General features: G+C 71.4%; 10 protein-coding genes. 7 read left to right on the top strand and 3 right to left on the bottom strand.

Translation table 11 applies throughout. From position 1 onward, the window contains the following. The first annotated feature begins 160 nt into the window (after positions 1-160). From AC3IYJ_RS26765 to AC3IYJ_RS26745, 5 genes are all read left to right on the top strand, one after another. A complete protein-coding gene (locus AC3IYJ_RS26765) occupies positions 161-1,099 on the top strand; it encodes a coiled-coil domain-containing protein (RefSeq protein ID WP_384658720.1) in 939 nt (312 codons plus the stop codon). 82 nt (positions 1,100-1,181) lie between these two features. Further along, positions 1,182-2,216 carry an ABC transporter ATP-binding protein gene (locus AC3IYJ_RS26760; protein WP_489397272.1) on the top strand — a complete coding sequence of 345 codons (1,035 nt, stop codon included), beginning with the start codon at positions 1,182-1,184 and terminating at the stop codon, positions 2,214-2,216. A gap of 2 nt (positions 2,217-2,218) precedes the next feature. After that, entirely contained in the window at positions 2,219-2,998 is a 780-nt protein-coding gene (locus AC3IYJ_RS26755) for an ABC transporter permease (RefSeq protein WP_489397271.1), read from the top strand. Positions 2,999-3,132: 134 nt separating this feature from the next. Next, positions 3,133-4,290, top strand: a complete 1,158-nt coding sequence (locus tag AC3IYJ_RS26750) for an ABC transporter ATP-binding protein (RefSeq protein WP_489397270.1) — start codon at positions 3,133-3,135, stop codon at positions 4,288-4,290. Continuing rightward, entirely contained in the window at positions 4,287-5,150 is an 864-nt protein-coding gene (locus AC3IYJ_RS26745; protein ID WP_489397269.1) for an ABC transporter permease, read from the top strand. Before AC3IYJ_RS26750 ends, AC3IYJ_RS26745 begins: the two co-directional genes overlap by 4 nt. Positions 5,151-5,166: 16 nt before the next feature. Here AC3IYJ_RS26745 and AC3IYJ_RS26740 read toward each other — a convergent pair whose 3' ends face one another. Continuing rightward, the gene (locus AC3IYJ_RS26740; protein ID WP_250744750.1) at positions 5,167-5,508 is read right to left on the bottom strand and encodes an ATP/GTP-binding protein; all 342 of its coding nucleotides are present in this window, start codon (positions 5,506-5,508) and stop codon (positions 5,167-5,169) included. Positions 5,509-5,771: 263 nt separating this feature from the next. Here AC3IYJ_RS26740 and AC3IYJ_RS26735 point away from each other — a divergent pair, with 263 nt between their 5' ends. Beyond that, complete coding sequence (locus AC3IYJ_RS26735; RefSeq protein WP_489397268.1) at positions 5,772-6,815, top strand: LLM class flavin-dependent oxidoreductase; 1,044 nt, start codon at positions 5,772-5,774, stop codon at positions 6,813-6,815. Between the two features lie 73 nt (positions 6,816-6,888). Here the strand turns inward: AC3IYJ_RS26735 and AC3IYJ_RS26730 are convergent, their stop codons facing one another. Further along, on the bottom strand, positions 6,889-7,281 hold the full coding sequence (locus tag AC3IYJ_RS26730; RefSeq protein ID WP_030660337.1) for an SCO5389 family protein: 393 nt from the start codon (positions 7,279-7,281) through the stop codon (positions 6,889-6,891). Positions 7,282-7,500: 219 nt separating this feature from the next. On the opposite strand from AC3IYJ_RS26730, the gene nucS reads away from it, so the two are divergent. After that, a complete protein-coding gene (gene nucS, locus AC3IYJ_RS26725; RefSeq protein ID WP_489397267.1) occupies positions 7,501-8,172 on the top strand; it encodes an endonuclease NucS in 672 nt (223 codons plus the stop codon). Between the two features lie 171 nt (positions 8,173-8,343). Here the strand turns inward: nucS and AC3IYJ_RS26720 are convergent, their stop codons facing one another. Next, on the bottom strand, positions 8,344-10,839 hold the full coding sequence (locus AC3IYJ_RS26720) for an ATP-binding protein (protein WP_489397266.1): 2,496 nt from the start codon (positions 10,837-10,839) through the stop codon (positions 8,344-8,346). Positions 10,840-10,915: the final 76 nt, after the last annotated feature.

Below are 10,915 nucleotides of genomic sequence, written 5' to 3'. Positions count from 1 at the left end.
AACGAGTGACAAGCATTCTGTCGCCTTGCCACTCAAAAGGGGTGTCATTGTCCAGATCAAACGCGGATTGACTCGATGACACGCCGTCCGGGCGCCTAGGATTCCCCTTAACATCCATCTCCTCACGTAGCACCTCATCGTCTCATTCGACAGGAACCCCATGAGCGACACTTCCTCCCCCTTCGGCTTCGAGCTCGTGCGGCGTGGTTACGATCGCGGTCAGGTGGACGACCGCATCACCAAGCTGGTCTCCGACCGTGACAGCGCCCTAGGACGTATCAACTCTCTGGAAAAGCGGATCGAGGAGCTGCACCTCGAGACGCAGAACGCCCAGGCCCAGGTGAGCGACGCCGAGCCGTCGTACGCCGGCCTCGGTGCCCGGGTCGAGAAGATCCTGCGCCTGGCCGAGGAGGAGGCGAAGGACCTGCGTGAGGAGGCCCGTCGCGCCGCCGAGCAGCACCGCGAGCTGGCCGAGTCGGCCGCCCAGCAGGTGCGCAACGACGCCGAGTCGTTCGCCGCGGACCGGAAGTCGACGGCCGAGGACGAGGGTGTCCGGATCGTCGAGAAGGCCAAGGGTGACGCTTCCACCCTGCGCGCCGAGGCCCAGAAGGACGCGGCCTCCAAGCGCGAGGAGGCGGACGCGCTCTTCGAGGAGACCCGCGCCAAGGCCGCCCAGGCCGCCGCGGACTTCGAGACCAACCTGGCCAAGCGCCGCGAGCAGTCGGAGCGCGACCTGGCCGGCCGTCAGGCCAAGGCCGAGAAGCGCCTCGCGGAGATCGAGCACCGCGCGGAGCAGCTGCGCCTGGAGGCCGAGAAGCTCCGTACGGACGCCGAGCGCCGCGCCCGCCAGACCGTGGAGACCGCGCAGCGTCAGGCCGAGGACATCGTGGCCGACGCCAACGCCAAGGCCGACCGGATCCGCAGCGAGTCCGAGCGCGAGCTGGCGGCGCTCACCAACCGCCGCGACTCGATCAACGCGCAGCTGACCAACGTCCGCGAGATGCTGGCCACGCTGACCGGCGCCGCCGTCGCGGCCGCCGCTTCGCCGATCGACGACGAGCCGGTCACCCGCGGCGTTCCGGCGCAGCAGAGCCGCTAGTCGTTTCACGTCCGACGGCCCGAGGGCCCCGCGACACCTCCAAGAGGTGGCGCGGGGCCCTTCGGCGTTCTAGCGTGGCCCAATGATCGAGCTTGAGGGCCTTACCAAACGATTCGGCGCGAAGACCGCCGTGGACAACCTCAGCTTCCAGGTCAGACCGGGGGTGGTGACCGGCTTCCTCGGCCCCAACGGGGCAGGGAAGTCCACGACCATGCGCATGATGCTCGACCTCGACAACCCGACCAGCGGTACGGTCCGGATCGACGGGAAGCACTACCGGGACCTGCCGGAGCCGCTGAAGTACATCGGGGCACTGCTGGACGCGAAGGCCATGAACGGCGGCCGCAGCGCGTACAACAACCTGCTCTGCCTTGCCCAGTCGAACCGGATCCCGCGCAGCCGGGTGTCCGAGGTGCTGGACCTCGTCGGCCTGACGGCCGTGGCGAAGAAGAAGTCGAAAGGATTTTCGCTGGGGATGGGCCAGCGGCTGGGAATCGCCTCCGCACTCCTCGGCGATCCGGAGATCCTGATGTTCGACGAACCCGTCAATGGTCTGGACCCGGAAGGAATTCTCTGGATCCGCAATCTTATGAAGGGGCTGGCGTCCGAGGGAAGGACGATCTTCGTTTCCTCCCACCTGATGAGTGAAATGGCTCTGACCGCGGAGCATTTGGTCGTCATCGGACAGGGAAGGCTGCTCGCCGACCTGTCGATGGCCGATTTCATCCAGCAGAACTCCCGCAGTTACGTCCGCATGCGCTCTCCTCAGCAGGAACGGCTGAAGGACGTGCTGCACCAGGCCGGGATCGACGCCATCAGCGTCCCGGCCACCGGCACGCTGGAGATCGACGGCGCGGGTGCCGAGCAACTCGGCGAGCTGGCGGCCCAGCACCAGATCGTGCTCCACGAACTCAGCCCGCAGCGGGCTTCACTGGAAGAAGCGTTCATGCGGATGACGGCGGACTCCGTCGAGTACCACGCCCACTCGCCGGGGACACCGGGGTACGCGACCCAGGGGGCGCCGGCTCCCGGCATGGCGGCCGACAACCCGGCCCGGCCGGCCGACGTACCCGCGTGGGGCGCCGGCTTCGAGGCGAAGCGCAAGGACGGTAAGTGATCATGTCCTCCTTCTCCGCCGTCCTCCAGTCCGAGTGGACCAAGATCCGCACGGTCGCCTCGACCACCTGGACCCTGGCCAGCGCCGCCCTCGTCACGGTCGGCATCAGCTCCCTGCTCTGCGTGTTCATCAGCTCGTCCTTCAAGGACATGCCCCCGCAGGAGCAGGCGACCTTCGACCCGACCCTGGCCAGCTTCACCGGCATGTCCCTCGGCCAGCTCGCGCTGATCGTCTTCGGCGTGCTGGTCGTCGGCACCGAGTACAGCTCGGGCATGATCCGCACCTCGCTGGCCGCCGTACCGCGGCGCGGCCACTTCCTCGCCGGCAAGCTGCTCGTCGCCACCGGGCTCGCGCTGGTCGTCGGCCTGATCACCAGCTTCGCGTCCTTCTTCGTCGGACAGGCGATCCTGGGCGACCGCAGCATCGGCATCGACGAGCCCAACGTGCTGCGCGCGGTGATCGGTGCCGGTCTCTACATGGCGATGCTCACGCTGTTCTCCATGGGCGTGGCCACCATGCTGCGCAGCTCGATGCTCTCGCTCGGCATCCTGATGCCGTTCTTCCTCCTGGTCTCGAACATCCTCGGGGCGGTCCCGGCGACCCGGAAGGTCGCCCAGTACTTCCCCGACCAGGCCGGCTCGAAGATCATGCAGGTGGTTCCGGGTGCGATGGGCAGCGACCCGGTGCCCTACAGCGCCTGGGGCGGCTTCGGGATCATGGCCCTGTGGGTGCTCGCCGCCGTGCTCGGCGGGTACCTCGTCCTCAGGAAGAGGGACGCCTGAGGTACTACGGGGGATCCCCGGGTCGGTTCTCAGGGGCAGGTCAGGGTTGGGGACGAGGTGGAACCGTAGGAGACTGGATATCCTCTTAACCCTTACAGGGCGAACTTCGTCCCCGCCGGGCAAGGGGCAGAGCAATGATCGAGGCTGTCGGCCTGACCAAGCGCTTCGGCGCGAAGACCGCCGTCGACGACCTGTCCTTCCAGGTCAGGCCCGGTCACGTGACGGGATTCCTGGGGCCCAACGGCTCCGGGAAGTCCACCACGATGCGCCTGGTCCTGGGCCTGGACCGCCCCACATCCGGCCGGGTCACGATTCACGGCGTGCCCTTCCGCGACCTGCCCAACGCCCAGCGGCACGTCGGCGCCCTCCTGGACGCCAAGGCCATGCACGGCGGCCGCCGCGCCCGCACCCACCTCCTGGCGACCGCGCAGCTCTCCGGGATCCCCGAGAAGCGGGTCGACGAGGTACTGGGCGTCGTGGGCCTCCAGGACGTCGCCCGCCAGCGCACGAAGGGCTTCTCGCTCGGCATGGGCCAGCGGCTCGGCATCGCGACCGCCCTGCTCGGCGACCCGGAGGTGCTGCTCTTCGACGAGCCGGTCAACGGTCTCGACCCCGAGGGCATCCTGTGGGTCCGCAATCTGATGCGCGGGCTCGCCGCCGAGGGGCGCACCGTCTTCGTCTCCTCGCACCTCATGAGCGAGATGGCGCTGACCGCCGACCACCTGATCGTGATCGGCCGGGGCCGGCTGCTCGCCGACATGAGCACCCAGGACTTCATCACGCACAACTCGGCCGGATTCGCGCGGGTCCGCACCGCCGACACCGACCCGCGCGGCTGGGACACCCTGGGATCAGTCCTCACCAAGGCCGGCGGCCGCGTGCTCAGGGAGCCCGACGGGGCGCTGCGGGTGACCGGGCTGGAGCTGCCCCGGATCTCGGATCTCGCGCACGAGGCGGGCGTACGGCTGTGGGAGCTGTCCCCGCACCGGGCCTCGCTGGAGGAGGCGTACATGCGGATGACCCAGTCCTCCGTCGAGTACACCTCCACCGAGGACCCCCGCGCCGAGCTGTGGGAGCCGGAGCCGCTCAGCGTCCCCCAGTGGGAGGAGGACGCCGCCGAGGCCCTCCAGGTCCCGCAGGCCGGCTTCTTCGCGCCTCCGCCGCCCGGGTCGGACGGCAGGCCGTTCCTGATGCCCGGCACCCCGGGCGAGCTGGCCGGAGCCGGGGCCGCGCCCGAACCCGTACGCACTCCCCCGCACGCCCCCGCACCCACCCCCGAGGACTCCCGATGACGGCCCCGACGACCACGGACCGGGCGGAGCAGCGGCAGCCCGAGGGCTACAGCTCGCCGCTGCCGAACCCCCGCCCGCACCTGGGGCACGCCCTGGCTTCGGAGTGGACCAAGCTGACCTCGGTGCGCTCCACGGTGTGGACGCTCGGGTCCCTGGTGCTGCTCGTGGCCGGCATCGGCGGTGCGGTCATCCTGCAGACCAAGGACACGGACTTCGAGCAGATGCCGTTCCCGGCTCCCGCCCTGTTCGGCCTGCTGGTGGGCCAGCTGCCGGTGATGGTCCTCGGAGTGCTCACGATCACCTCCGAATACGGCACGGGCCTGATCCGCACCACCCTCACGGCGGCCCCCGACCGGTACCGGGTGCTCACCGCCAAGTACCTCGTCTTCGGCATCACCGCGTTCCTCACCATCGCCGGATCGGTCTCGCTGGTCGGGCTGACCGCGGCGATGCTGCGCGGTGGTCCCGGTTCCGGGGTGCACTCGGGATCCGAGTGGGGCGCGATGCTGCTGGGCAGTTTCTACGTCACCCTGCTCGGCCTGCTGGCCGCGTCGGTCGGGGCGCTCGTGCGGCACTCCGCCGGGGCGGTCGCCGTCATGCTCGGCGTGGTCACGCTGCCGCCGGTGATAGGGGCGGTGCTGAACATCTGGGAGGCCGTGGCCCCGATCGGCCGGGCGCTCATCGAGTACAACGTGCCGGTGGCGCTGATCCAGCTGTTCGGCATGCCGACCGGCGGGCCCGATCCCACCACGGGCGGCTCGTCTCTCCCGGGCAGCCTGAGTCACATGCTGCTGATCCTGCTGGTGACGGGCTGCACCGTCACCGCCTCGTACGTAGTGGTCGGCCGCCGGGACGTGTGACCCCGGCCATCGGCCCTCAGTACTTCGGCGCGTTGCGGGACCGCTGCACCTTGGAGGTGCGGCGGTCCTTCGCGTTCCAGCAGGCCTTGTGCCAGTGCCGGCGGTCGTCGACCCCGCCGTACTCCGGCCAGGCCACCAGGTGCGGGGTGCCGGAGGGGATCTCCTGGTCGCAGCCGGGGCAGCGGTAGCGCTTGCCCGCCGCGCTCGCGCCCGCGACGTGCCGGACCTTCCACTCCTCGCCCTGGTACTCCTCCGTGCGCTCCAGCCCGTACCTGTCCAGGCTCCCCGGGCCCGAGCCCTGGTCCGAACGATCGGCTGGATTCTCGCCGCCCCTGGGGCGGTTGTGGCGCGGTGACACGTATACCTCACGGATGGGCGGACGGCAGTGACTTTCTCTCAGACTACGCGCAGCGAGCCCCGGTGCCCGCAGGGTGGCTGAAGGACGACCATCGGGCAGACCATCGGGAAAACGTGCGACTGGCCTGACAATCCCAATAACTTTGCCAACAGGCCGTGCCTTTGGCACGTGTCAGACGTTGTTGCCGAGTAAGGAGTTGTCACCAAGCAAGGAAACCGGTCCGCCTGGGGGAGGCCGCGTCAGCCGCTAGGAGGCTAAAGGCGATGCGCGTAGGAGCGTTTGTACTGGCTGCCCAGTTCCCTGGCCAGGGACAGGGGGAGGTTCTGCACCGGTCGGTGCGGACCGCGGAGGTGGCCGAGGAGGCCGGGCTCGACTCGGTCTGGGTCGCCGAGCACCATTTCGTGCCGTACGGGGTCTGCCCGTCGGCGGTGACCCTCGCGGCCCTGATGCTGGGCCGCACGCGGCGGCTGCGCGTGGGCACCGCGGTGAGCGTGCTGCCGAGCACGCACCCCGTGGCCCTGGGCGAGCAGGCGGCGCTGCTGCACCTGACCTCGGAGGGGCGGTTCACCCTGGGCGTGGGCCGGGGCGGCCCCTGGGTGGACCTGGAGGTCTTCGGCGGCGGGCTCGACGCGTACGAGAACCGCTTCCCGCAGGACCTGGACCTGTTGCGGCGCTGGCTGACGGAGCCCCGGGTGGGAACGGCCGGGCCGGCCGGACCGGGAGCGGTCGGCGAGCGGTACGGCTTCCGCGAGGTGGCCGTCGTACCGCGTCCCTCGGAGGCGCTGGACGGGGACGGGACGGGGCCGGAAGTGATCGTCGCCTGCACCTCCCCCGCGTCGGTCCGCCTCGCCGCGGAGCGCGGGCTGCCGATGCTGCTCGGCATGCACTGCGGTGACGAGGACAAGGCGGAGATGGTCGGGCTGTGGCGGCGTACGGCACGGGCCGCGGGCCACTCGCCGGAGGCGGGCCACGTTTCGGCCGGGGTCTGCCAGCTGGCGGACCGGACGGCGGACGCCCGGGAGACGCTGCTGAAGGCGATGCCGGGCTGGTTCAAGCAGGGTCTGGACGCGCACGTGACCGTGGACGGGCGCCAGCGCGCGATGCGGGACCCGGTGGCGTACACGGAGCTCCTGTGCGACCTGCACCCCGTCGGCACCCCGGAGCTGGCGGCCGACCGCCTGGCGGCCACCTCGGAGCGTACGGGCATCACGCGGTTCGCCCTGCTGACGGAGGGGTCGGGGGACCTCGCCGCGACCGAGGAGAACCTCCGCCGGCTCGGCGCCGAGGTCGTGCCCAGGCTCGGCTGACCAGGGCTGCCGCTCCGTTGGCACCGGAGCGGCAGCGGGTTAACGGTCACACCACGGTTCGGTACTGGTACTGCTAACAGTCGCGCAGCTCCGGCGACTGGTTGAGCAGCTGACCCCGGATCGAAGTGAACTTGGCCAGCCGGTCGTCCACCGAGGGGTCCAGCGGGAACACCGCTACTCGGTGGCAGTTCTGGAATGCCAGGCGCACTCCGAAGTGGCGCTGCAGCGCACCTCGTATCGCGTCACTCGCGAGAGCGCGCAGCAGCTGACCACGCGCCTGCTCGTCGGGCGGCGGCGTCTGGTTGTCGGCGAACTGTCCGCCGTCCACCTTGAGCTGGGCCACCAACGAGCTGATCATCTCCCATGCGTAGGGCAGGGAGGTCCGGACGCAGTCGACGAAAGCGGCTTCGTCGACCTCGCCTCGCTCGGCCTGTTCGAGTAGGGCCGGTGAGACGTCGAGCGACATGGGTTCTCCTCTCGCGACCCCGGCGGTTTGGTTGCCGGAGTCTTACGGGCAGGGAGGGAGGCCGCGACGCAGCGTGCACGCTCGGCAACCTCCCGCTCACCACGGTAGGCGCCCGGTGGGGACCGCACCAGGAGAATGCGCATACAACGCGCCATCCGCGAACGGGGCTTTCGGGGGCGAATCGCGTGCATGGCCATCGGTCGAGTAGCGTTGCCGACCATGCGTCTCGTCATTGCCCGCTGCTCCGTCGACTACGCGGGCCGGCTCACCGCCCATCTGCCCTCGGCACCCCGTCTGATCCTCGTGAAGGCCGACGGCAGTGTCTCGATCCACGCTGACGACCGGGCGTACAAACCGCTCAACTGGATGTCGCCGCCCTGCACCCTCAAGGAGGGGAGTGGTGACGAGGCCGGCGTCTGGACGGTCGTCAACAAGGCGGGCGAGAAGCTCATCATCACCATGGAAGAAGTCCTCCACGACTCCTCCCACGAGCTGGGCACCGACCCGGGCCTGATCAAGGACGGTGTCGAGGCACACCTCCAGGAGCTCCTGGCCGACCGGATCGACACCCTCGGCGAGGGCTACACGCTGATCCGCCGCGAGTACATGACGGCGATCGGCCCCGTGGACATCCTGTGCCGGGACGCCTCCGGCGGGACAGTCGCCGTGGAGATCAAGCGTCGCGGCGAGATCGACGGAGTCGAGCAGCTCACGCGCTACCTGGAACTCCTCAACCGCGACCCGCACCTGGCCCCGGTGAAGGGCATCTTCGCCGCCCAGGAGATCAAGCCCCAGGCCCGCGTCCTGGCGAACGACCGCGGCATGGACTGCGTGGTCCTGGACTACAACGCCATGCGCGGCATCGAGGACGACAAGCTCAGGCTGTTCTGAGGAATCACAAACGCCGGCGGGGCTGGAAATCCAGCCCCGCCAGGGGGCACCTCCCAGCGGTAGCTGGGGGAGTTTGAGGCGCGGGGTCTGGGGCGGAGCCCCAGGGAACGGGCGAAGGGTGGGTAGGGGACAAGCCCCGCAGGGCCCGCCCCAAGGGACGGGCGCGGACCGTCAGGGCTGAGTGATCCCCGGGGCTGCCCCCGTAGCGGGCGGGCTCGTCACAGGCGGGCTCGTCGACGGAGTCGGGTCCGGGCTCGGCACCGGCGAAGTCGGGCTGGCCGGGCTCGACGCCGGCGGAGTCGGAACCACCGGACTCGAAGACTGCGGCGCAGGCGACGGCTTCCGCGAAGGCGACCTCCGCACGGACGGCGTCGCACTCGGCTCCTCCGAGGCCTCGGGCGCGGCGGAAGACTCCCCCGGCTCCGGCGAAGGATCGTTCCCGCTCGGCCCCGAACCGCTCGGCGGATTCTGCGCCGGCCCCGTCGTCGGAGCGGTCGAGAACCCCGGCCCCTGCGCCGGCGGCGCCGATTCGTCGCTCGCGGTCATCGCCAGCGCGACCACCGTGCCGAGCGCCACCACCGTCAGCGCCCCGGCCACGGCCAGCAGAACCTTCTTACGGCTGGATTCCGGCTTCGGACCGGGCTCGGGGAGCACCGGTTCCGGCTCGGGCGTGAGCGGGAACGCGTCCTCGAACACCTCCGCCAGCGTCGAGGCCGCCACCGAACCCGCCGGAGCGAGCGCCGGCACGACCGTGGTCACCGCCTCCGAGGCCGCGGGATCCGCCGCGACAGGCAGCACGACGGTGCTCAGCGGGCGCACTCCGGAAACGGCGGAAACAGGTGGCACGCCGGGTATGGACGACCCGGACAACCCGGACGACCCGGCCGGCCGAACCGACCCGGCACCCCCGGCGGACCCACTTGCCCCACCCGACCCACCGGCTCCGGAAGCCGCCGACCCGGCCGACCCGGCCGGACCGCCACCACCGAAGGCCGACCCCGAAGCCGGCGCCCCGCCCGTGGTCGGCGGAGCCAGCCGCAGCGGCGGCGACACCTCCACCCCCGCCGTCTCCCGGTCGGTGACCAGCGCCAGCGCCCGCCGTCCGGCCACGGTGCCCCGCTTGTCGGCGAGGGCCCCGCGCAGCCCGATCGAGGTCTCCAGCTCCGCGCGTGCCCGGTCGAGCCGTCCCTCGCACAGGGCCAGCACCCCGAGCTCGTGGTGGAAGTACGCCTGTTCCGCGACCTCCCCCGCCTTGCGGGCGGCCTCCGCGCCGGAGCGCAGCACCCGCTCCCACGCCTCCCAGTGCAGCGAGGCGGCGAACGCCGGGGCCGCCGTCCGTGCCAGCAGCACCGCGGCCACCACATCGGCTCCGGCCAGCGACGCGAGCACCGCGTCGGCCTCCGCCGCGACCCGCTCCGGGGTCACCGAGGTGTGCCCGGTCCACCAGGCGTAGTGCCGGGCGGCCGTACGGGCCTCCTCGGCAGCGGTGTCCCCGTAGCCGACCTCCTCCAGCTGCCGCGCGACCCCGGCGGCCAGCCGGTAGCGCGTGCCGACCGGGCTCAGCAGCCCGCAGGCGAGCAGCTCCCCCACCGCCGTGTCGGCGTGGGTGTCCCCGACCAGCGCCGGCAGGTGCGCGTGGTGCGGCAGCTCCCCGCCCAGCGCGCAGGCGATCCGCAGTGCGGCCCGCGCCGATTCGCTGACCCGCGAGGCCAGGAGTTCCGCCGGGGCGGCGCCCTCGGCGAGCGTGGGCAGGGGGACGAAGGCGGCTTCGCGCGGCCGTTCCTCGAAGACTCCGGGCTCCTCGTCCTCGTCCTCGGAGTCGGACCGGTTCAGCTCGTCCCGCTGGCGCAGCAGTGCGGCGGCCTGGACGAAGCGCAGCGGCAGCCCTTCGGCGGCGAAGCGCAGGTCCCCCGCCCAGGCGGTCTCCGCTTCCGTCAGGGCCCGTCCGGTGCCCGCTTCGAGCAGGGCCAGGCAGTCGGCCTGGGAGAGCCCGCCGAGGAAGACCTCTTCGAGGTGCGAGTCGTCGGAAGGGGCGCGGGTGTCGGGGGTGGCGGCGAGCAGGTACGCGCACTCCGGCGTGGCCCGCAGCAGTTCGTCGAGGGCGGGGCCGCCCATGTCGAGGTCGTCGAGGAGGACCACGGCGCCGATCTCGCGGACGCGGGCGAGGAGTTCGGCCCGTTCCGGTCGCTCGGCCGAAGCCTCGTAGACGGTGGCGTACAGGGCGTGGAGCAGCTCGCCGGGCTGCTGGTGCCCGTACGCGCTGAGCCGTACGACCCCGTCGGGGGCGAGGTCCGCGCAGGCGTCGGCGACGGCGTCGAGCAGTGCCGTGCGCCCGGATCCGGAGGGACCGGTCAGTCGTACGGAGCGGCCGCGCCCGAGGAGGCGTACGAGGCGCTCGCGCTCCTCCTCGCGGCCGAGCAGCGGGCGGGTGCCCGCCGGGGCGCCCGGCGGCACGGGGGGCCGTACGGCGGCCGCTCTGGAGGCGCGGGCGGCGAAGGCGCGTTTGGCGGGTATTCGGGCGGGTTCGCCGCCGGGGCGGTGCGTCGGCTCGATCTCGCTGCCGTCGACGGGGTTCACCGTGAGGGTGAAGTCCCCTGCGGTGAGCGTCACCACCCGGGCGGGTTGTTCTGCCGGAAGGGTCGACCCCTGCGTACTGCTGCGGTCCATGACCAAGTCCCCCGATCGCGCCGTGCGCCGTTGTCGCCGTCTACCACCCGGCCTTCGCACACGCCGCTGTCGCTAC

It is taken from the genome of Streptomyces sp. GL_140, from assembly GCF_057834465.1.
Note: the sequence above shows the minus strand (reverse complement) of the source record. Positions and strands in the feature narration are given on the sequence as shown.

What these genes read in the sequence shown, in the direction of transcription:
- AC3IYJ_RS26760 (WP_489397272.1), top strand. Translation starts at nt 1,182, where the DNA reads ATGATCGAGCTTGAGGGCCTTACCAAACGATTCGGCGCGAAGACCGCC.
- AC3IYJ_RS26755 (WP_489397271.1), top strand. Translation starts at nt 2,219, where the DNA reads ATGTCCTCCTTCTCCGCCGTCCTCCAGTCCGAGTGGACCAAGATCCGC.
- nucS (WP_489397267.1), top strand. Translation starts at nt 7,501, where the DNA reads ATGCGTCTCGTCATTGCCCGCTGCTCCGTCGACTACGCGGGCCGGCTC.
- AC3IYJ_RS26735 (WP_489397268.1), top strand. Translation starts at nt 5,772, where the DNA reads ATGCGCGTAGGAGCGTTTGTACTGGCTGCCCAGTTCCCTGGCCAGGGA.
- AC3IYJ_RS26745 (WP_489397269.1), top strand. Translation starts at nt 4,287, where the DNA reads ATGACGGCCCCGACGACCACGGACCGGGCGGAGCAGCGGCAGCCCGAG.
- AC3IYJ_RS26730 (WP_030660337.1), bottom strand. Translation starts at nt 7,281, where the DNA reads ATGTCGCTCGACGTCTCACCGGCCCTACTCGAACAGGCCGAGCGAGGC.
- AC3IYJ_RS26765 (WP_384658720.1), top strand. Translation starts at nt 161, where the DNA reads ATGAGCGACACTTCCTCCCCCTTCGGCTTCGAGCTCGTGCGGCGTGGT.
- AC3IYJ_RS26750 (WP_489397270.1), top strand. Translation starts at nt 3,133, where the DNA reads ATGATCGAGGCTGTCGGCCTGACCAAGCGCTTCGGCGCGAAGACCGCC.
- AC3IYJ_RS26720 (WP_489397266.1), bottom strand. Translation starts at nt 10,839, where the DNA reads ATGGACCGCAGCAGTACGCAGGGGTCGACCCTTCCGGCAGAACAACCC.